Raw genomic sequence first — 19793 nt, 5'->3', positions numbered from 1 at the left:
TGCTCTCTCTCTGTGTATGTGTATTCAGGATCTGTATTTATCTTCAAAGATCTTGTACGGCCGGCTTGCACCAAGTGAATGATATTTCCATTTTGTACGGCCGATGCTCACTTCGCTAAAGTTCGCTTGCATTTCCGGGCCAAGACGTGAATGAAACTCGTTTCCTATCGTGATGTGGTTTGGCCTTGTGAGGTTCTGCATCTTTGCAGTCAAGTTCATGGTGAGGCTGATGATATCGATATGAGACCTGCGCCTGTCAGAGCCGTACCTGACTATGGTGTTGTTTCCATAGTCCGCAGTTGCCTTGACGCTTATTCTTGGCAGGGATTCTTGTTCTAGCACAGGGTTCATGCCGTCCTTTACTACCTGCACCACTGATCTTGCACAGTTTACAATATTATTTGCCGAGGCTGCATTCCCATCTATGCCGTCCTCCTCTTCCTCCCTATTCTTCTTCTCTTCGGGCGGGAAATATCCGAGCACTGCATCTCCAACGTACTTTAGTACATAGCCGCCGTAATGCTCAATGACGTATGCCACTTCCTGCAAATATATTGTAACAAGCTTTGACAGCAAGTCAGGGCTCAGTTCGGAGCTCAGTTTTGTCGAGCCCACAATGTCGACAAACATCACGTACAGGGGAAGCTGCTGGGAATCATGTTTTCTCAGAAATGCATTAGAGCGGGAGATCGCCATGTGGTGATACTCGAATCCGCCTTCAAGAGATTCCCTTATCCTCCGTTGGCAATAGTCAACCAGCAGGGCAATAGCGGTGGCATTATTATTACTACCTTCAACTCCTCTTTGAAGCGATCCCATACATCCTATAACATCTCACAAATGTGAGATCGTTTCTTAAGTTGGTTGCTCATTTGCCTTACTACTTTCAACAACTGAAAATTCTTAGAGAACCTTGCATGATGGCTGTTTATTACTTGCAATAGTCTTCCAGAGATGTACATATATGGTGGTTTCAAGTCAGGATGCTGTCAGGCAGGTAAGCTCCTCTGCCAGCGCTGTACGGCAGGTAACCCGCCTTGTGCTGATAACGCTCTTGATAACAGGGGCGACATGGCTGGGTCTCTACCTTTTTGAGCAGCTTCTTGCGCCCGACCTTGGGATAGGGCAATTCCACATGCAGCTTACGGGGAGCGCCATCACCGCAGCCATATCGTTTGTCCTGATTTATGCAGTCAGGCGGATTGTGCACAGGAACATCGCAAGAATCAACCCGCATTTTTCCACCATCCTCTCGTTCTTTGTCATCATAATCATTTCCTTGATCGCGGCGGTAGTACTGATGCACCAGTGGGGCATAAACCCGCAGGTCATACTGGTAAGCGGCGGGCTAACCGCAGTCATAACGGGCATTGCTCTGTCTGCGATAATGGGCAACATCCTGGCAGGCGGGCTGGTGCTGACTGCTTTTCCGGCAAGGGTGAGCGACCACGTCTTTATGGTGGGGGACAACATCCACGGGGTAATCAACGACGTGCGCCTGATGTATACCAAGATCATCACGGACGAGGGCATGGAATACTATATTCCAAACAACGCCATAGTGCAGGGGTCTGTCAGGATAGTCAAGGAGAGGCCGCTGAAGCACCTGCTGCCCATCATCGAGGGAGAGCATATACAGGTAATCGCCTCTACTGCTGATAGATATACTGGGACTGTGTCCAGGATCACTCCAAAGTTCTTTATCCTGGCAAGCGATGATGATGCGAACAAGGAAATAGTGCTTGCAAACGCAAATCTCATGTCAGGCCAGTACGTGATAATAAAAGACAGGGCTGGAAAAAAATGACAAGCAAAACCGCCGATCTATAATCTCCTCAGGACAGCCAAGGTTGCCAAGTCACGCACGCCAAATATATACAAGAAGAGGTCTTGCGCCTGGATGTCAAGTCTAACAGGAAATACACTCAGACGCTAGACCCCAAAATATATAGCGCGCAAGTAGCTAATAATCTAACCTGATCTGCTGTACCGATATTATGAATATTCTCTTTTATAGAAGAATATTTTTCTATATACCATGGGTCTACTGACGTGGGTCATCGTTGCCGTGGTTGTCGTGTTGATAATAGGAATAGGCGTTGAGGCATTCTTTTCAGGCCTGATATCCGGGGCAGAAAAGCTTGGCAGCAATCCTGTCATTAAAAACGCGACAGAAGAAGGCAAGAATTTCGCCAAGGATGCTGTCCAGAACGCAACCAGCGGAATAGTAAAGTAATATAGCTTCTGCCTTTGTGCATCTATAAACTGCCACTTATTTTCTATTCCTTCCAACACTTTATACCAGTTCTTGATCTCTACCAGCTGAATCTTGGGGTGACAAGAAGTATCATTAAGTCGGATTCTATCTCTTGAAATTGATTTCCCATTGTAATCGTAAGATAATTCTACGAGATTAGCGTGCCAGAACTATGTTACAGAACTATTATATAGTAAGTTCTCTTATTAAGAGAATAATGCCAAATAGTATCCTAAATTGGGTATATGGAGGTAGCATATCACGACCGACCTTATGAAGGAGTATGATTTTAGGACCGTACCTTCAACAGGAACTCCGAGCAACACATACTGGGGTGTGAAGTCGTGGCAAAATAACGCACCAGCACCACAGTATGTATTCAATGATAGCACGGCATGGATTGGAAACGCTGCTAATCTTGTTGTGACTACTCGAAATTCGAATTCGGGCACTCAGCAACAGGGCTGGTGTGCTGGCATACAAGGGTGTGACCCTTGGGGTGTATGTGCGACAGGCGGTAGCACCATAATCAAGACAGCATCTAATTCCAATTCAATGTTCACAGGTCTTCCAGTCATTCCCAAAGTGGGAGGCGTGGAGGTTAGTACGATCAATGTCGAATGCTTTGCGGGTTGGTTTTCATCATCCGCGCCGGGAGCGTCTGGTCCGCAGTATGCAAATATCCTCATCAACTTTTGGTACAAACATAAGACTCAACCCCGAGCATTGGTAATAGACTTTGCAATAGGATATCTTGTAAGATCCGGGTCTTCGTGGGTTCAGAGGACTGATGTGCCTGTTGGCGGTCAATATTCCGGTGACCACATAATTGCAAATAACAGCGGATTGACAACATATCATTACGCATACTGTTTGCAAAGAATGAATAGCTCAAATACAATATACTTTTTGCAAACAGATGTCAAGCCTGTTGTGCTTGCAGCTTTCAATTCTTCTCTGTTCAACAATCCTCCATCAGGAATACCTGCAATAGGCAATAGGACTGATTATGACTGGGTGGGAGTTGAAGTGGGAGCAGAAATTGATACAAGCACCCAAGCAGGTACTGGGACACTAAAGGTCGCAATCCAGAAATGCAGAGTGGACTGGTAAGGAGTAGATCCTTATAAGTCTCATTCACTGATGATTGGAGAGATATACGATGTTGCGAATGCTTGGAATAATGTCTACATTTGTTATTGTCTTGTTGTTGAACATGATATCAAGCCTGGCAGGAGTGGCATTCGCACAACCAAGCTTGCAGGATTCGTACCAGCTCACCACATTTGGCTCCCAGCCGGACTGGAGCCCTGACGGGAATCGGATATTGTTTGTCAGTTATTCGACGTACGGGCCAAGTACGTCAGAGATATGGGAAATAAATATCGACGGCAGCAATCCCCGCCTTGTAAAGGCGTCAGATAACACCGGAGTGTTTCACCCGAAATACAGCCCTGACGGCAAGCACATAGGGTTCATTGGAAGCGCAAAAGCAGATAGCACTACGTCAATTTTTGTGGCAAATATCGACGGCAGTGACAGTAGAGAATACATCAAGGACAATTATATTAGCACTTTTACATGGACGCCTGACGGGAATATAATATACGTCCAGTACAATACAACCGCAGAAAATGCTGCATCCATAAAACTATTGCAAGCGTCGGGCGACGCGGGGAGTCAAGTCCGCCTTCTAAAAAGAGTCTCGATCTCAGATATGGGCGCCAATGCAACCATGCTGAGCATTGCAGGAAACATCGCAGTCAGCGAGAATGGGACGAAGCTATTGTTTACTGCATATACCGGGCCAAACGGCGACATCTATTCTCTTGATCTGTCAAATGGCAACCTGCAAAAAATAGGCAGCAATAATAGTGAATTACATGGCCTTAGCTTTGTAGGCATGAGCGCAGATGGTCATACGATGTTTGTCAGCGAATCTGGATCGTTCAGCTCTCCCAGCAATACCCTATACTCTGTAGATCTGAAGAATGCTAAAGAAAAAGTCCAGCTGTCCACATCCGGAAACTTTGATTATTCTGTCTACGAAAAACTTGGAAGCAATGCTACAATTGCAACGGATAGTGGCAATTCTACAGGTTTTACCTTCAAGCCATTTATAGCATATGCCTTTGCAGATGCATATCCTGCCTCATTTGACAAAGATACTTGGAGCAAATTTGGGATATATATTGCATGTTCAGACAAATGTGAGCCAAGAGCGCCGACAGCATTCTCTGGCGGCTATATTGTTGAGAATGGGAAATATGTAAAAACCCAGACGCTTTCAACAAGCCAGCTTTCTTTTATATTGATTCCTTTGACAGGTGCAGGAATAGGTGTGGCTGCTGTTTATCTTAGGAAAAGAAGACGAAAATGATTCTCGTCTTGAATTGCTGACCTGCAAAAATCACATATCAAACGCAAATTATGCAATTTGATGCATAAAAACAGCCGCGGCTAAGACGAATGTGTAAATACTCTGTAAAAAATAATTCTTTATGACAGGGGATAGCAGTAGTAGCGGCGGCAAGCATGGAACTGCTGGCAGTGATGATTATCACAGCAGCGATAATGAGGACGACAAGGGTGGCATCGAAGGTTATCATCATAATAATAATAGTAGTAGTACCACCGGCGGCCGTCGCGCCTCACAAGCACATTTTCTATATGCAGATTATTCGCCACTGGAAGACGACCGAAACCTTATCGAGATGCTAAAGAATTTTGTGTCGCTAGCTGCGCAGGTGATACAGCGTCACGAAGTAGACGTGAAATGTATATCCCTGATGCATGATTCAGAGCTGTTGCGGGAAGAAATCGTCTCGGCCATAAGGAATACCCGGGCGACAGCCACAGACACGATAGACAGGTTCTATGAAAGAAATTCTGATGTCTTTGCGTCCGTCGCAGGTTTGCAGTCTGCCGGCGGCAATACCTTCCTGACCGACGCAAAAGCTTCGCTTGCCAAGATGTTGACTGACGTTGAGACAGGCTCTTTACAGCAGCAAGAGAAACACAAAGAGAACATAATCTCAATAATAAACACAAATCGCATCGCCGCAGTCAATGCCGTGCAGGGCTGGCTGTCCGATGAGAATCGCAATTTCACGCGACCAGTCCTTGCAAACCTCTCAGTTGAGCTGGCGGCGCACGTCGATCCTGCGACCAGCAATAACACTTACAGGGTTATTCGCACCGCATCGACAGAGATAGCAACTACCTCCGCCGCCGCTGTCACGAACAAAAAAGAAGAGAAGAAAGGCGGCGGTGAAAAGGCAGCAGCGGCAGCAGCAACAACGCCACCAACGCGATTCTCGTACGTCTTTGAGTTCGAGGCCACCGGCGTAGAGTTCTGGAACTATCGCAAGAAGGTCTTTGATCTTGGAATAAAGGAATTGATGCTTCCTGTCGGCATGAAGCTTCCCATGTCGGAAAAAGTCAAGAGTACCTTCAGGCTTTCCTCCAGAAAGGAGGAGCCTGCCAAGGAGCCGCATTTTACAAAGGCGGACGACTTTTACATATCCTCAGTGGCTTTGCGGGGCGAAAAAACCCTCGAAGTGCGGCTGGCATCAGACATAGCTGCCACTGCCGCCGTTGCTGGTAGGCCGGCAGGAGGAGGGGATAAGGGCGAGTTTTTTTCCATCGTCTTTGACGTAACAAGTTTGCCGGGCTCGACGCACACTTCTTCTTCTCCTTCTGCAAATTCTACTCTTCCGGCAACAACCCACCCGACAATACACTACACGGACAACAGGGAAAGAGGAAGAGGAGGGCAAGCTACCATGGAAGAAACGGATCTGCTTCAAATAAAAGAGATTGAACAGGCAACGGACTTGCGCAAGCTAGCGATGTTTGGCACGGAAGTATTGGCCAGGATGCAGATTTTGCGGGATCCTGGCATACTTGCCTTGAAAGGCAAATTAAAGTTGCTTACAGTGGATGAAAAGGAGGCAATATCTATGTCAAGGCGTGACGCCAGTGACGCGGCGATGGCCAGCTCCGGCGCTGCTGCTACTGCTACATCTGCTCTGGTGTTAATTGACTATCATCTCCTTTTCGATCTTCTTGAAGCGCTGGCCAGATCATTTGGCCCCGTGGTTGAGAAGCTGAAAGAAAAAACGCCTGTGAAAGAAGAATTGATACTGCGACAAGAGTTGGAAGGAGGACAAAGAAAAGAATTTGCCGTCAGGCTCGATGACCTTAGGTCGCAGCTGGGAGAAACGTCTCATGGCAAGACTATATGGAATATCGTCTTTGCCTAGCGCATGTCGAACTGGTATATATGACCGCGCACCGTATATCTCTCTCAGAAACTTGCACAAACAATGTGTGCATGCGGACGGCCTGAGCCACGTGCATATATAGGAATGTGGCAAATATCTTCGATATCATATAGATATTCAGTCAGCCTATTTTTATAGCGATTTTTGACAAGCTTTTGTTAGTCATGGTCAAGGTAACAAAGTCTGTCTATATAGAAATTGAAAAAGACGGGCAGAAAATAACTTTTGGTCCGGACGAGATCGAAGATATCAAACGGCAGCTGGATGCCGCTATAAGGGAAAAAGGCAGGGAATTCCAGGCAAAGCTAAAGGCCAAGCGAAAAGTAAAGGCGCTTGCAAAAGTAACAAAAGTAGCAACAGTATACCACATGAGCGACAAGAAAAAGAAAGAGATCCTTGATAACGTGGACAAAAAGCTGTCTGGCACGCCAAAAACCCTCTCCGCCCTTCTGGACGGCGTATCCTACGTTCCGAACTACCTGCCTATGATAAGAAAGATGGTGGAGGGCCAGCAGAACGTTGCAAAGAAGCAGGTAGGCAAGAGGACGCTGTACTATCTAAAGGATGGGAAAAACATGCAACTATAGAGGCGTTTTGCACATACACACATACGTGCATGCCGCTACTGCCGTGAGATCAGCAGCGCCGGCCCGCCCTTGAGCTTTGTGGTGCTCTGCTGAGCAGGCCGAGCTGTCTCAGCAGCATCTCCTTCTCTATCCGGAGAACCTATGCCAGATAAGTTCTCAATGGGTTCTGCACTACTGCTGTTTCTTCGTTCGTTCATTCGTTGTTTGTCATCATTGCACTTCAACCGGAGGCAGCACGAATGTGTCAGAGATTGGAGCAGGCAGGTCGTTTCCGTTTTCCGCAACTATCGAAACCTGGATCGTGTATGCATCATTGTTTACCAGCACAGGGCCCTGGACGTGGTACGCGCCGTCACTTGCCACTCCTTCGTTGTCCGTCAGGTCAGGCCCCCAAGTGACAAATTGTCCGGTGTTGTTTGTTGCTGCTGCGGAGGGCACAAGCTCAAGGTCCAGTATGCCGTCTGAATCTTCAAACTGGTTGCTGTACAGGGTTGACGCTGAATCTGCTATAGTCACGTTGTACGTGATGCTTAAATCTGGCGGGATCACGGCCGCGCTTTCATGCGGCACAAATGACAGCGTCACCCTTGACAGCTTGCTCGAATTAAACGGCAGTGCGTTTCCGCCAATTAGCATGTCCATGTTGCTTCCCTCTTCAAACTCGCTGCCCACGATGATCCTGCCCTTTGCCTCGGGGTCTGCACTATCGTGGTAATCGTAGGTTCCCGGCGCAGTAAACGTGTGCGTGAAAAAGCCCCCGGGCGCTATCATGTCCGAGTCAAACTCTGCTCCTTGCGGGATGTCGGAGGAGCCTGCGTCCACGGTAACAGAGTGTTCCGACTGGTCATCGTTGAACCATATGACGGTCATGCCGGTTGGTATTGAAATCGTCGTCGGCTGGAATGATGTAAATCCCAGATCCGTAAACGGGATTCTGACTGCAAACGAGGGGTCTTCTCTTGCTTGGCTGTAACCCGGCTGGGGGTTGAATGCGGTGGTGGTGGTAGTATTTGTCTGCGAGAGTGCGTTCTGGACTGGTGTTCCTGCAGATAATGCTGCTGCAAGAAGAATTGCTGCAGCAAGAACTGCACTACTGTACCCGAATTCGAACATGAGCAGTAAAGCACCGTATCGCCTATAAGCATGGAAGGAGCAGCATACTGGTAGCTGCCTATCAGTAAAAGAACAGTTTATCCATCATAGACGATCTGACGCTTCTTTGCATACCTTGAAATCCAAACTAAGCTACTTTCATTTCCTGCCGTGCCGCCAATAATCCTGCAACATAAAATAATGCACTCATCCTAGTTCTAGTCAACGAAGTTAAGGCAGGTGTTATTGATTGGCTGCAAAAACTGCAAGTTTGAAAAGACAGTAAACGGCATTGTCCTGAATTGCTATTCCGAGTTTGACGTACATATGCTGCATGATGCAAACCGTGGGCCGCCGTTATGAACCAAAGGCTATCTCCGAGTTGCTGTTCTGCCAGATCCTGCGATCAAACCATTGATCACATAGTTTAACATGTTTTAACATATTGTAACATATGCGCACCTCCCCCTCTCCTCAAGGTGCTTGCTGCCTTAACTAGCATGTACCTGACAATAATTCAGTATGAATGATTTAGAAGATCTGGTTGCCAAGGAGTCAGCGCCACCAGACTCTTCCGATATCATGTGTCAAAAATGTGGAAAACAAGTTGCCGAGGTCTTTCAAGTGACCGGGGATTTCTGCCTGCAATGCTGGCAGGACGAGACTCATCCTGATATTGAGACAAGAGGCTAAGACGCCAAAAGCTTGCCAGAAATCCACCGCCTGTCAGTTTTCAAAGATAAGCAGTTACGCGACTCATTATATTTGGAATTGCATAACTAATCTATGTTAGGCATTCTAAAAACGAGCAAGCGAGGGTACTTGTGGGTCACGCTCGGCTTTTTCCTTGTCAGTCTAGCCATTCACTGGACGTTTGCCTGGTTTGCATACGTCCAGGAGCAGCAGGATCACAACCAGCCTATAGAGACAAGCGGCTACATTAACCAGACCATGCGCGACACGATGGAAAATTGGCAATCTGAATTCTTGCAGCTGATATGGCAGGTTGCGGGCCTTTCATTTCTATTGTACGTTGGATCCCCTCAATCAAAGGAATCGACCGACAGGATTGAAGCAAAGATTGACTTGCTGGCCAAGAGTCTAAAAGAGTTCACAGAGGATCCCGAGAAGGTAAAGGAATTGCTCAATGACATAGACAAAAAGTATTACAAAAATAGCTGCTGATACGGAGCCTTCCTTTTCTTCAGTCAGAGCACTTGACACTGGACATGCAGGTTGTTGGCGATTACAAAGGAAAAATGTGCCTGCGGCCCTGACAATCGCAGTGCCAGTCATTTTTTACTAGCACTCTGACACTTTCATCTTTAACATGACGGTTTCAGCCACGTCCTTTAGCAGCCTGGCTTGCCCCTCATTGTCCGGCTCCTTGACTCCAAGTCAATGAATGTACCTGTTTTGTGCATATATAAAACAAGAAAATTGCGCTTCTTTCAGGAAGAAAAATAGAAGTACGCTTTTCAAGCAAATACAGTGTATAACATATACAAATAAAAACACATACGCGCGCTGCCTAGCACGCTGCTGCCCAATGGTATACGTCTTCTGAATCAAAATGGGCAGTACAATTGCTTCCGTTGTCTAGCGTGTACGTGATCTCCATCGCAAACACGTTCCCCTTACTCTTTGGATGCCACGATCCCGACCTCTCGTAATCAGTGGTTCCTCCTTCCATCCAAGTGATAGGAATTCCAATCACTCCTGCCCACCAGCCCGGATGCTGGTTATCACGTGCAAGATTGGCCGAGAGTGAGGTCTTGTGTTTTAGTTCACTGGATCCTTCCACATTGCCGAGGTTCTCCTGTTTCGCCTTGTTGACCAGCTTCACGACAACCGCCCTGACCTCTTTTTCTTCTTTTTTCTTCTTGTTCTTGTCGTCGTCGCTGCTCTGCAGCTTTACCGTCAGCATTAACCTTCCTGATTCAAGTGAATTGAGCGACTCTGCGGGGGCTGGCGTGCACTCAAAGTCAACATGGTATGGACAGGTAATTGTATCATTGGAATCAAGTCCATTCCGTTGCGCTTTTCTCATACCATAATGAAGGCACTCTGAACCTTAAAGATAATCGAAAATTCTACTTCCTTAACTGTTTTAGATTATAATTTCCATAATAGGGACATGACAACCAGAATGTCTACTACCAAGCATGAAACTACCAAACTGACAAACTCAACATATGATATAATAAGAGCGCTTGAAAAGGATGCAGATTTTCTCTATTCTACTGTTGACAAGTACATCGACGACGCTAACAAGGAAAATCGCTCCGATCTTGTTGACGTATGGAATACAATGAAGCACGACAAAGAGAGGCACGTACAGATGCTGAGAGAGGCGCTTGCAAAGGAAGCAAAAGAAGAGCGTCTCAAGTGAAGATATCGCGAGAGTAAAATTCAGACATCTAGAAAAGGTTCTGCGCTTCTATCCATAAACCCGCCGTTCACAAATTTCAATTTTCTGGGATCTTGTAGCTGCAACATCAGGCATTCTTGAGAAATCTTCCATATCCGACTATTCCATTTCCATTTACACTCCAGTTTGGAGGTCTTATCCAGATATCTCCTCTCTCATCTGCTTCCAGATCTAGTTCAGGGAGTACGTTTGCTGGCGGAGCCTGCAGTGACGCCGGCCCTGCAAATGCCTTGCCCGTCATCGGGTCGTACATGCTGCCATGACATGGGCATTCTCCCCTCTTGCGGCCTGTGTCTGGAAAGTACTTCCAGAGGCACCAGAGGTGGAGGCAGACAGAGCTGTACATTCGAAATGCCGAAACGTCATTCTTGGTGCCTCCAAGTTCTTCTGGCAGCCTTATGAACTGCCACGTGCGGAACGCTTCTTGATTGAGCACTTCATCATTGGTCTTTGGATATATCACTACTTGCGAAGAATTCGGCTCTGTTAACTTAGGGTAATCTGTATAGCTAGGACTGTCCTAGCTTTTCATTGGCATGAGAAAGAGGACAGACCCAGCTATAATCAGATATGCACTGTACCTGTATTTTAATTCTAGGAGCTTTCGGCTGGCAGCCAGATCGCTATCACCAATAAAGAGAAGGAGCCACGTTGCTGTATGGAAATGGGTACAGAAATATTCCAGCCTTGCAGACAGGTTCCGGACAGACAGACGCCTTGTCAGGGCAATATTTGTTGACGAAACACTATTGCAGATAGATGGGCATGACTATTGGCTATGGATAGCGTACGAACCAACTATTGGCACATGCTTGATGATGCATCTGTCTCGTGAGAGGACCATTTTCGTATGTTACCAGTTCTTCAAGCAGTTGCAAAGGAGGTATGGAAGGAGGCCGATATTCACAGACGGTGCTCAGTGGTACAATGATGCTTGCAGGTGGCTCAGATTACGCCATTATGTGTACGGTACAGAATTGAAGAATTTGATGGAGCGGTTTATACAGCATATCAAGGACAGGACGGAGTGTTTTGACGACCACTTTCCATGCAGGAAGGAGAATTGTGACAGACAGCATGTCTGGAACTGGTTCAAATTATTTTTACTGTACCTGCATATGGGCGCAGACATGATACGGTTTATGACATTCCTGGCCAAGGATGGTGGCTAAGTTAACGGAGCCAAGAATTCGCAGGAAAAGTATTAACATTGGCCTGCGAGCCGTCTGGAAGTTCTGCCTTGGCCTTTGCGGATACATTTGTCTGAGGGTTGGGAAGGAACTTGCCCCAGTCTACAAACGGCGCAAACGTGAAAACCGTGCCCACTGCTACCATCAATTTTAGAAAATCCCTTCTGGATATTCTCGAGTTTCCGCCAAGTTTACGGTCGAGTCTGGTCATCTTCAATCACATCTTGATATTCCACAATGATAGACGTAACGAATGCTTAACAATGTTACTCAACCTCACTTGTGTCAAACAAGCTGGGTCGGCAGGTGATATTATTTCCAAAGAATAGAAATATGATGGCGATGATGTAATTGTGTACATTAATCTCATAGAATCTAGTGATCTCCAGAATCCGCTGAAAGTTTTCCAGAGATCTCTTTTTGCACGATCAAAATAAAGAAGACGTCAAAGGGTCCTAGTGGACGCCTGACGGTGCCATGTGCTTCTCATGCTCAATCATCATGTGACTTTCCAGGTACATCTCGTTTGCAAATTGCAAATGACATATTTTGCACTCAAAGCTCCCCGGCCTTTCTTTCTTTATTGCTTGCATATGCCTGATCATGGTGACACTTGCCTGCTCTTTAGTCTGGCTTAACCGTGTTAACTCTTTGTTCGCTCATCATGCTCTACTTGCTTGGCAGCCCCCTTTGCATATACTCCTGCCTTTCGTTTGCGACGTTCAGCAGGTCAGTCTTGGTGACCATGCCAAGCAGCCGGCCGTCTGCGTCGCACACAAAGATCTTGCCGTTGTGGGTCCTTGTCATTTTTCGCACCGCTTCGTCGCCTTTCCCATTTGCGCTCATGACTGCCAGCTCCTCCAGAGGTATCATCGCCTCCCTGACCGTCAGCCTTTCCCTTTTGGGCTCGTCGATGTCCATCACCCTTTTCAGGGTGACCATGCCAAGCAGCTTTCCGCCGGCGTCTGTTACGGGAAACGTGCTTTTCATGTAGGTGGAAAAATAGCGCCGCTGCGATTCCTGCAGGGTGATCTCTGGCGGCATGGCGATAAACGCGGCGTTCATGATGTCCCCGACCCTTACCTTTGACAGGATTGCGGTCAGCTCATACTGGTACTTGTAAGATTGCGCTCCGCTCTGGAGAAACCACCCGATGAGGAGCAGCCAGATGCCGCTGAGAAAGTCGCTGGTGAGGATCACAAAAAAGCCCAGCCCCATGAGGCCGTAGGATATTGCTATGCCTATCTTGACGGCGGTGTCCGTTAGCCCTGTCAAAGTCCCTCTTCATCCTCCCTACTAGGGCCGCGCGGAGGATCCTGCCGCCGTCCAGGGGAAAGGCAGGCAGCAAGTTGAACGCGCCAAGCAGGGCATTTATGATTGCGCCATAGAGCATTATCCCCTCAAAAACCTGGGCGCCCTGAAAAGCAGCCGACGACATTATCAGCCACAGCGCGGCAAAGATGGCAGACAGGATAAAGCTCGTGGCAGGCCCGGCAAAGGCTATCTCGAACTCTTTGCGCGGGTTTCTGGTCTCTTCTTCAATGTCAGAAACACCCCCGAAAATAAAGAGGATTATCTGCCGGACCTTTATGCCGAACTTTAACGCTATTATTGAATGCGACAGCTCGTGGAGCAGCACCGAGGCAAACAGGAGTATTGCGCCTGCGATGCCCATGACCCAGTATTCAAGCGAAGTCAGGCCCGGGAAAAGCTGCGGCATAAAGCTCATTGCAAGCGTCCAAGCGACGAGGGAGAATACCACAAGCAGTGTAAAGTGCAGGCGTATGGAAATCCCCTTGATCCGGCCGATCTGGATGGACATGGCAACAACGACAACAGATAATGGCAGAAATAATTTAAATTAGTTAATGGCTCCTGCGGTCAGCAACAGCAAGTAGTAGAGTCTCCCTGTGTATTTTGCGGCCGCGGGATAAAATAATCGGTGCGCGGCTATAACAGAGAAATACTTTGCCTCCCTAGATCATATCACGCAATATGGTTGGAAGAGGATTTGCAAGCGAGACGACCGTTCACGAATCTTACGACGGCAAGACCAGAATAAAGCAGTTCTTGCGCGTCAAGGCCGCTACTGCTGCCGCAAATTCAGGAAAAACGCATCTCCCTGCACCCTTCGCTCATCGCAGGTTTTCCCGGCACGGGACTCGTGGGCTCTATATCGGCAAATTTCATAATTGAAAGGCTTGACATGCACCAGATAGCGTCCGTAGACTCGGAATTCATAATGCCGGCCGTCACCTAAATCGGCGACAAACTGCGCCACCCATTTCGCATTTATGCTGATGAAAAAGGTTCGCTGTACGTCATAGTCTGCGAAGCCCCGCTCATGCCGGAAGGCATCCATAACATCATGGATCTGGTGGTGTCATGGGCCATCAACAACGGGATTGGCGAGGTGATAACCCTTGACGGCATCCCTGTCAACGGGTGGCCCGCAAAAATCGGGAATCGATAGTGCTGACCAGCCATTACCACTCTGGTAACAAACCGCTGCCATCAATCCCGCAAGGAAATAACGTCGGCAGCAGCGGCGGCGACAACAGCAGCATTGCAGCCGGTAGTAATGACGAACCGAAACCGCCATCATCTTGGCACCACAAAAAGACAGCCTTGCTAACAGGCATGTCGGCAGGGCTGCTATCGTCGTGCCTTTCACGCGATATGTCCTGCAGCGCGGTCCTTGTCCCTACAAGCAGTGGCGTGCCCGACCCGGAGGGGGCGGCCCTGCTGCTCCAAACGATCAGCGAAATACCAAACGTTCCGCTTGAGTTGGATGTGGGCCCTCTCTTGAAGGAGGGCAGAGAGATCAAGCGCAGGCTGGCAGAAACCATAGCAAGCCTCAGGCAGCAGGAAGAAGCGCAAACGACATCATACCCGGGCAGATCGATGATGTACGGCTGATGATGGTGCGTGTGATTCTCTGCCACTTGCCTGCGCCTGTTTTTTTATGAAACGAGCATCTTATTCCGGTGCCAAAGAGCTTCCGCACAAAATTACGAGGCAAGAGAATTCAGGCGCCTGTTAGGTCAAGTTTGGAAAAGTGTTTTTAATTTTTGATGGGCAGTACAAGAAATGGAGAGTGTCCGCAGAAGCGACGCCGTTTATCTGGATAGTATATGCACCTGCAGGACGTGCAACCATAAGCTAACAAAAAATTGCATAGAGGCCAGCTGTACCTGCTGCACCGAAGCAAATCACTCGATGGTCCTAGACGGGATAGAAGGGTTTGCTCCTCCAAATAAAAAAGAAAAGGGGGCCCAAGAGAGAAATAATGCAGGATCGCAAAAGAGACCACAATAATGATGGTGACGACGACGGCAACGGGCGACCAGTCGATATGCCCCTCGGTTCAGGCGTCGTGCTTCATGGTAGCCTGAAGGTCTTTGATGATAGCAAGTCCAGAGCGGTGGTATTGTTTGCTCATGGAAGCGGAAGCGGTAGGTACAGCCCAAGGAACAGGTATGTTGCAAGCGCGCTAAATAAAGCAGGCATAGGCACCCTGCTTTTTGACCTCCTTACAGATGAAGAAGAAATTGTTGATGAACAAACCCGGCATCACAGGCTTGACATCGGCCTTTTGGCAGACAGACTGGTTAGAGTGACCGATTGGCTGCTGATTCAAAGCCAAAAAGAAGATCCTCCCGCCGGCCTTAAAATCGGCTATTTCGGGGCAAGCACAGGAGCGGCAGCAGCGCTGGTGGCGGCTGCAGAAAGGCCGGGTGTAGTGCGAGCCGTCGTCTCGCGGGGAGGCCGGCCCGACCTTGCCACGACAAAATCTCTGGCCAAAGTCAGGGCGCCTGTGCTTCTTATTGTCGGGCAAAATGACAAAGCCGTAATCAAGCTAAACCAAGAAGCGTTTGATAAACTGCGATTGCTCGGCAATGATGAAAAGGAATTGGTGATAATCCCGGGTGCCACGCATCTGTTTGAAGAGCCAGGCAAGCTTGAACAGGTGGCACAACTTGCCGCAAGCTGGTTTGCGCGTTTTCTTGGCGGCAGCGGTGGCATAAAAGAAGAAAATCATGGAGCTGGCGCCAAAAAGTCTGCTGCTTGTTGATGATAAAACAAATGCGCTCCGCCCGATACATATATGATGCCAGTATCGCCAGACGAGGAGCTTCCAGAGGATTTTCCTGCTGGTGTATGATATGATGTAATTATCTTTCGATTTTGGTGCTCAGCAATATGCAGTAAGACCGGGACGAAAAGTATTATACAACATTATGAAGTGACCGGGAGGGTTTTAAGATCACTTCAAGTCGCTGAAATGCTCCTATCCTGTAGATTTTGCCGTAGCTCCAGACGTGGCGACTGTGGAATCGACATGCCTCCATAGATTCCTCCTCAAGTTTGAGAGACGGGACATCCTATCATCCCGGTTTGCCTAAAGTCTCTCAGCCTATTTCTGAGGGTTACTTCTGTCACGCCTGCAGCTTCGGCAAGAGTCCTTTGGTTAATGTTTTCACCGCTCGTTATGCAGGCCTGGTAGAGAATCGATGCTGCAAATCCCATAGGGTTCTTGCCTGCCCGCTTCTCCTTCTTTGCGCCATCATCCATAGTCCGAATTGCTTGCCGCTTTGTCTTTTCGCTCAGGCCTGCCTTGTTGGCTATTCGGATCATGCACATTACAGGGTCTATCACAGGTACCCTAAGGTCAAGTTCAAGCAGAATTATGCGATACATTCTGGCCAGATCATTTCTCTTGACGCCGGTTTTCTCTGCGATGTCCTTGAGTGATAGCGAACTGCCAAGTTCTCTGCACGAAACGTATACGCATGCCCCAAGAAGAGAAGAAATACTCCTTCCTCTTGCCAGCTGTCTCTCGTTGGCTTTCCTGTAGACGTAAGCAGTCTTCTCCATCATCGCGCCGGACAGATTGAGTTTGGTTTTCAACCTGTTAAGCTCGTCAAAAGCCTTCTGAAGGTTCCTATCTGAAGATGAGTGGCTCCTACCCCTACTGTCCCACGTCCTCCATCTGCCTATTGCAGAACGCACCGTCGCGGTCAGAAGGGAGCCCCTTGCGTCCGTGTTTTCCCTTCCGATGACTGTAGCAAGGCCCATGTCGTGCCGGGCCAATGAAGCGGGATCCCCCGCTCGGGTCCTATGAGCCGTTTCTGCGCCAAAGTTGCGCCATTCAGCCCGCGTCTCCATAGTCCTATCTGACAATACCAAGCCGCAGCTGCCGCAGACAATTTCGCCAGATTCCGGGTCGGAGATCATGGCTCTCTTGCTGCATCCCGAACACAGTGATGAAAGTTGCATTACTATAACGGATAAACGGTGTACATTAGTGAGCGCGGTATATAAAGGGGCGTCAGAGAAACTTGTATTTATAGCGACGGAAGAAATTGAACTCCTATCAGGCACAGGAAGACCGTGGTCTAAGTTTGTCTCTTGGAGAGACAGGGCGTCTTTTTTCATTGCGTCCAGATTTCATCATATTTAATCGGCAGGGTCTTTTAGGCGGATCTTTTTCGATATCCTGACTTTGCGTTCACACTTTTCTTTGTAGAGCTCTTCCTTCTTTTCTTTACTTTTTCCATTGATCTATGAGGGAGAGCTGTTTTATTTAAGGCTGAGGAAGAGCAATGACCGGGTTTTACCGGTTTTTATTTTGCATTTGAATTAAGGTAGTTTTTGCAGCAGACATCAGAACAAAAGTACGAAATCCCTTTCATTGCCGTAGAATAGACCACTCCTTCAGTAAAATCCTGAAACTCCTTACCACAAGATTTGCAGACTCTCATCATGTTCCTTTCTCCTTTGATGATATGAACCCTTTCATAAAAGGCAATCTGTCAAGCCTAGGCATGAATATATGTCAGCTACCTTGTTATATGGTGCAGGAGACCCTACAGAATGGCAAAAATCAGAATTTACAAGAGAAATCCGACTTTCATCGATCTATCAGATTTGGTGGAGCAAATTAGTAATACCGGGTTGGCAGAAACGTTGAAAAAATATTATGATCAACCGTTTGAACACGACGCCATGAGCATAGTCGCGGGTCCAAGTTTTATGCAGTATCTGAACAAGTTATTCAAAACACAGATAGCGGCGGGAGATATCCTGCAGTTCGAGTCGGGTGACCATGACAAATACTTCATGTTCTCTCTAACTGGGACGTGGGACGAGATAATCAAGCTGCAATGACAAGGAGGATGCGCGCACTCTACCAAACTTTGTCACATAATCTTGATTCGATTCTTTCATCCGCGTTAGTATTAGCTCATGATTTGCCCAGAGAGGCAAAATCATCCAACCTCAAGAACAGCTGATTAATTAGGCAGAGGAGGCACAGGTACATGCATAATGCCTATTTCTAAAGAAGAGTTTGATAAAGGTCGAAAGGAGGATCCAATAATTGACAAGATTCGGGACTTTCTGGAATCAAATAGGGATAAAGCCTTCACAGAAGACGAGATCTTGAGGCGCCTTTACCCTGAACACACAGCGTGGCCCGTCGACCGTATTAGTTTCTATAGTGCAGCACTCATCTTAGCCTATGCCGGAAAAATCGAGACAAGATATGTCACCACCTCTGAAGGCCTCCAAATTTACTTTAGAGCGAAATAGGCCTTAGAGGAAGGAAGAGGAAGAAGAATAATGAGACACAAGCTTTCAAGTCTTGCAAATTTAAGAGATAGTGACTTGCACGAATAGCATGGGAGAAACAGAATTAGAAATAGAGACGGTCAAGGTGCAAGCCAAACTTTTTGCCGATTTTCGAGAGCAACTTGAAGATCAGGCTGCCAAATACCACGACCAAGGCAAATCCAAGCTTGAGGAAATACTACGAGAGGTTCTTCATTCAGGCTAAGTCTGCCTTCCACTTTTACAGGCTATGCTTCGTGTCTCGCTGTAAATATCATATACCTCTTCACCCCGACAACTGCAGAAAGTGACTGCAACAATTCTCTGAGAATGCAACGCTGTTCAAGTTGCGCCCGTGCGTCAGGTGCTGGATCGCAACGTAAATCATGAACAAGTTGCGCCGAATTAGATAATGATTCATCTCACAACCAATACAGGGCACGTGGCATAGGCCAATACGCCTGCTGCAACGCTACCCAAGAATAGTTTTTCCAGGTCTGACTTGCCCCTAGAGCCCACTACAACAAGTTTGGTTTCATTCTCTTTGGCATATCTTACTATTTCTGCAGCAACTGATTCAGTAGTCTCGCTCATTTTCGATTCAATCACTACTCCATTTTCCTTTCCCCTCTTTTGAATTTCCGAAAGCCATTCGCTGGCCTCCTTGTGTATTTCCTTGATGAACTCCTCGTACCAGACCGCGCGCGGATAGAGTCTTTCCCCAAACGGTATGTAGATGACGTAGAGGGCTGTTAATACAGAATCATATTTTGCTGCCAGAGATATGGCAACATCGACCGCCCTCATTGATTGGTCGGAACCATCGACCGCTACCAAGATGTTTCCAAAGTTGGTTGTCCCCATTGGTTGACTATGCATTTGGCATGCTAAAAAGTACCATGGTCGGAATGTGGGGGCAGTCCTGCCAGTAAATGATAGAATCACAGGATCGTTCATAACGCAAAGTTATAGGCCGGCATGCGCTACACCACGAACAAGTTGGGCCGCACTAGAGCGATAAAAATCGATTTCTATATACCTACAAGAACGAAAGATGGCGAAGATATAGACCCCAATAAAGTGGATAGAATCATAGACCAGATTTGGCCGGAGTATCAAGGCGCCACAAAGCTGACCGGTACGGGCTATTATCGTCCAGAGTCAGGGAAGGACGAGATTACCGATAGTTATGTGCTTTCGATAATCACAACGCACGACAGAACGTTCAGTCGTCATCTGCAGCATTTCAAGCAAAAAATCAGAGAAGACCTGCATCAAGAGTCGGTGCTGATAACATGGCATTATGTTGAAGAAGTTTTGTGAATAGTACTGTGGTGC

At 47.5% G+C, this 19793-nt stretch carries 20 protein-coding genes and 4 pseudogenes; 15 read left to right on the top strand and 9 right to left on the bottom strand.

The genetic code is table 11. The annotated features are described in order from the left end of the window. Positions 1–24: 24 nt before the first annotated feature. The gene (locus NVIE_RS09675) at positions 25–819 is read right to left on the bottom strand and encodes an adenylate/guanylate cyclase domain-containing protein (protein WP_075055070.1); all 795 of its coding nucleotides are present in this window, start codon (positions 817–819) and stop codon (positions 25–27) included. 145 nt (positions 820–964) lie between these two features. On the opposite strand from NVIE_RS09675, the gene NVIE_RS09670 reads away from it, so the two are divergent. The 6 genes from NVIE_RS09670 (at position 965) to NVIE_RS09650 (ending at position 7130) form a co-directional block, all read left to right on the top strand. Then, complete coding sequence (locus NVIE_RS09670; protein ID WP_075055069.1) at positions 965–1807, top strand: mechanosensitive ion channel domain-containing protein; 843 nt, start codon at positions 965–967, stop codon at positions 1805–1807. Between the two features lie 231 nt (positions 1808–2038). Further along, complete coding sequence (locus tag NVIE_RS14885; protein ID WP_144239635.1) at positions 2039–2236, top strand: hypothetical protein; 198 nt, start codon at positions 2039–2041, stop codon at positions 2234–2236. Positions 2237–2530: 294 nt separating this feature from the next. After that, a complete protein-coding gene (locus NVIE_RS14880; RefSeq protein ID WP_144239634.1) occupies positions 2531–3370 on the top strand; it encodes a hypothetical protein in 840 nt (279 codons plus the stop codon). A 49-nt stretch (positions 3371–3419) separates the two neighbouring features. Then, on the top strand, positions 3420–4637 hold the full coding sequence (locus NVIE_RS09665; protein WP_144239633.1) for a DPP IV N-terminal domain-containing protein: 1218 nt from the start codon (positions 3420–3422) through the stop codon (positions 4635–4637). A 121-nt stretch (positions 4638–4758) separates the two neighbouring features. Further along, complete coding sequence (locus tag NVIE_RS09655) at positions 4759–6522, top strand: hypothetical protein (protein ID WP_144239632.1); 1764 nt, start codon at positions 4759–4761, stop codon at positions 6520–6522. Positions 6523–6707: 185 nt separating this feature from the next. Then, positions 6708–7130 carry a hypothetical protein gene (locus tag NVIE_RS09650; RefSeq protein WP_075055065.1) on the top strand — a complete coding sequence of 141 codons (423 nt, stop codon included), beginning with the start codon at positions 6708–6710 and terminating at the stop codon, positions 7128–7130. Between the two features lie 210 nt (positions 7131–7340). On the opposite strand, the gene NVIE_RS09645 is transcribed toward NVIE_RS09650, so the two are convergent. Beyond that, complete coding sequence (locus NVIE_RS09645; protein WP_144239631.1) at positions 7341–8243, bottom strand: cupredoxin domain-containing protein; 903 nt, start codon at positions 8241–8243, stop codon at positions 7341–7343. An 801-nt stretch (positions 8244–9044) separates the two neighbouring features. Here NVIE_RS09645 and NVIE_RS09640 point away from each other — a divergent pair. Further along, a complete protein-coding gene (locus tag NVIE_RS09640) occupies positions 9045–9407 on the top strand; it encodes a DUF6766 family protein (protein WP_227717331.1) in 363 nt (120 codons plus the stop codon). 346 nt (positions 9408–9753) lie between these two features. Here NVIE_RS09640 and NVIE_RS09635 read toward each other — a convergent pair whose 3' ends face one another. Next, a complete protein-coding gene (locus tag NVIE_RS09635; RefSeq protein WP_158435183.1) occupies positions 9754–10272 on the bottom strand; it encodes a hypothetical protein in 519 nt (172 codons plus the stop codon). Positions 10273–10371: 99 nt separating this feature from the next. Here NVIE_RS09635 and NVIE_RS09630 point away from each other — a divergent pair, with 99 nt between their 5' ends. Next, positions 10372–10614, top strand: a complete 243-nt coding sequence (locus NVIE_RS09630) for a hypothetical protein (protein WP_084790754.1) — start codon at positions 10372–10374, stop codon at positions 10612–10614. A gap of 106 nt (positions 10615–10720) precedes the next feature. Here the strand turns inward: NVIE_RS09630 and NVIE_RS09625 are convergent. Then, positions 10721–11119: pseudogene (locus NVIE_RS09625) on the bottom strand (QcrA and Rieske domain-containing protein); the annotation flags it as partial. 70 nt (positions 11120–11189) lie between these two features. Between NVIE_RS09625 and NVIE_RS09620 the strand changes: the two are divergent. Further along, positions 11190–11825, top strand: coding sequence for a DDE-type integrase/transposase/recombinase (locus tag NVIE_RS09620; RefSeq protein ID WP_075053693.1), 636 nt, complete (start codon positions 11190–11192; stop codon positions 11823–11825). Between the two features lie 16 nt (positions 11826–11841). Here NVIE_RS09620 and NVIE_RS14875 read toward each other — a convergent pair. The 3 genes and pseudogenes from NVIE_RS14875 to NVIE_RS16310 form a co-directional block, all read right to left on the bottom strand. Next, positions 11842–12054: pseudogene (locus NVIE_RS14875) on the bottom strand ((2Fe-2S)-binding protein); the annotation flags it as partial. 458 nt (positions 12055–12512) lie between these two features. After that, a complete protein-coding gene (locus tag NVIE_RS09610; protein WP_227717329.1) occupies positions 12513–13118 on the bottom strand; it encodes a CBS domain-containing protein in 606 nt (201 codons plus the stop codon). A 22-nt stretch (positions 13119–13140) separates the two neighbouring features. After that, positions 13141–13518 (bottom strand): annotated as a pseudogene (locus tag NVIE_RS16310) (site-2 protease family protein); the annotation flags it as partial. 414 nt (positions 13519–13932) lie between these two features. Between NVIE_RS16310 and NVIE_RS15925 the strand changes: the two are divergent. The 3 genes and pseudogenes from NVIE_RS15925 to NVIE_RS09585 all read left to right on the top strand — a co-directional run bounded on the left by NVIE_RS15925 (position 13933) and on the right by NVIE_RS09585 (position 15918). Next, positions 13933–14316 (top strand): annotated as a pseudogene (locus NVIE_RS15925) (proteasome assembly chaperone family protein). Next, positions 14289–14762 carry a PAC2 family protein gene (locus NVIE_RS09590; RefSeq protein ID WP_084790749.1) on the top strand — a complete coding sequence of 158 codons (474 nt, stop codon included), beginning with the start codon at positions 14289–14291 and terminating at the stop codon, positions 14760–14762. Before NVIE_RS15925 ends, NVIE_RS09590 begins: the two are co-directional and overlap by 28 nt. 370 nt (positions 14763–15132) lie before the next feature. After that, positions 15133–15918, top strand: a complete 786-nt coding sequence (locus tag NVIE_RS09585; protein ID WP_075056128.1) for a dienelactone hydrolase family protein — start codon at positions 15133–15135, stop codon at positions 15916–15918. Positions 15919–16205: 287 nt separating this feature from the next. Here the strand turns inward: NVIE_RS09585 and NVIE_RS09580 are convergent, their stop codons facing one another. Further along, positions 16206–17123, bottom strand: a complete 918-nt coding sequence (locus NVIE_RS09580) for a transcription initiation factor IIB (RefSeq protein ID WP_075056127.1) — start codon at positions 17121–17123, stop codon at positions 16206–16208. A gap of 597 nt (positions 17124–17720) precedes the next feature. Between NVIE_RS09580 and NVIE_RS09575 the strand changes: the two genes are divergently transcribed. Both NVIE_RS09575 and NVIE_RS15480 read left to right on the top strand, forming a co-directional pair. Next, positions 17721–18014, top strand: coding sequence for a hypothetical protein (locus NVIE_RS09575; RefSeq protein WP_075055056.1), 294 nt, complete (start codon positions 17721–17723; stop codon positions 18012–18014). Between the two features lie 511 nt (positions 18015–18525). Next, positions 18526–18681 carry a hypothetical protein gene (locus tag NVIE_RS15480; RefSeq protein ID WP_158435180.1) on the top strand — a complete coding sequence of 52 codons (156 nt, stop codon included), beginning with the start codon at positions 18526–18528 and terminating at the stop codon, positions 18679–18681. 191 nt (positions 18682–18872) lie between these two features. Here NVIE_RS15480 and NVIE_RS09565 read toward each other — a convergent pair whose 3' ends face one another. Continuing rightward, complete coding sequence (locus NVIE_RS09565; RefSeq protein WP_075055054.1) at positions 18873–19319, bottom strand: universal stress protein; 447 nt, start codon at positions 19317–19319, stop codon at positions 18873–18875. 135 nt (positions 19320–19454) lie between these two features. Here NVIE_RS09565 and NVIE_RS09560 point away from each other — a divergent pair, with 135 nt between their 5' ends. Then, complete coding sequence (locus tag NVIE_RS09560; RefSeq protein WP_158435179.1) at positions 19455–19778, top strand: DUF3574 domain-containing protein; 324 nt, start codon at positions 19455–19457, stop codon at positions 19776–19778. Positions 19779–19793 lie beyond the last annotated feature (15 nt).

Source organism: Nitrososphaera viennensis EN76, from assembly GCF_000698785.1.
Taxonomy (GTDB): domain Archaea; phylum Thermoproteota; class Nitrososphaeria; order Nitrososphaerales; family Nitrososphaeraceae; genus Nitrososphaera; species Nitrososphaera viennensis.
This window is presented reverse-complemented; position numbering and strand designations above follow the sequence as displayed.

Coding starts and splice junctions, on each gene's coding strand:
- NVIE_RS09675 (WP_075055070.1), bottom strand. CDS start 819: ATGGGATCGCTTCAAAGAGGAGTTGAAGGTAGTAATAATAATGCCACC.
- NVIE_RS09670 (WP_075055069.1), top strand. CDS start 965: ATGGTGGTTTCAAGTCAGGATGCTGTCAGGCAGGTAAGCTCCTCTGCC.
- NVIE_RS14885 (WP_144239635.1), top strand. CDS start 2,039: ATGGGTCTACTGACGTGGGTCATCGTTGCCGTGGTTGTCGTGTTGATA.
- NVIE_RS14880 (WP_144239634.1), top strand. CDS start 2,531: ATGAAGGAGTATGATTTTAGGACCGTACCTTCAACAGGAACTCCGAGC.
- NVIE_RS09665 (WP_144239633.1), top strand. CDS start 3,420: ATGTTGCGAATGCTTGGAATAATGTCTACATTTGTTATTGTCTTGTTG.
- NVIE_RS09655 (WP_144239632.1), top strand. CDS start 4,759: ATGACAGGGGATAGCAGTAGTAGCGGCGGCAAGCATGGAACTGCTGGC.
- NVIE_RS09650 (WP_075055065.1), top strand. CDS start 6,708: ATGGTCAAGGTAACAAAGTCTGTCTATATAGAAATTGAAAAAGACGGG.
- NVIE_RS09645 (WP_144239631.1), bottom strand. CDS start 8,243: ATGTTCGAATTCGGGTACAGTAGTGCAGTTCTTGCTGCAGCAATTCTT.
- NVIE_RS09635 (WP_158435183.1), bottom strand. CDS start 10,272: ATGAGAAAAGCGCAACGGAATGGACTTGATTCCAATGATACAATTACC.
- NVIE_RS09630 (WP_084790754.1), top strand. CDS start 10,372: ATGTCTACTACCAAGCATGAAACTACCAAACTGACAAACTCAACATAT.
- NVIE_RS09620 (WP_075053693.1), top strand. CDS start 11,190: ATGAGAAAGAGGACAGACCCAGCTATAATCAGATATGCACTGTACCTG.
- NVIE_RS09585 (WP_075056128.1), top strand. CDS start 15,133: ATGCAGGATCGCAAAAGAGACCACAATAATGATGGTGACGACGACGGC.
- NVIE_RS09580 (WP_075056127.1), bottom strand. CDS start 17,123: ATGCAACTTTCATCACTGTGTTCGGGATGCAGCAAGAGAGCCATGATC.
- NVIE_RS09575 (WP_075055056.1), top strand. CDS start 17,721: ATGGCAAAAATCAGAATTTACAAGAGAAATCCGACTTTCATCGATCTA.
- NVIE_RS15480 (WP_158435180.1), top strand. CDS start 18,526: ATGGGAGAAACAGAATTAGAAATAGAGACGGTCAAGGTGCAAGCCAAA.
- NVIE_RS09565 (WP_075055054.1), bottom strand. CDS start 19,319: ATGGGGACAACCAACTTTGGAAACATCTTGGTAGCGGTCGATGGTTCC.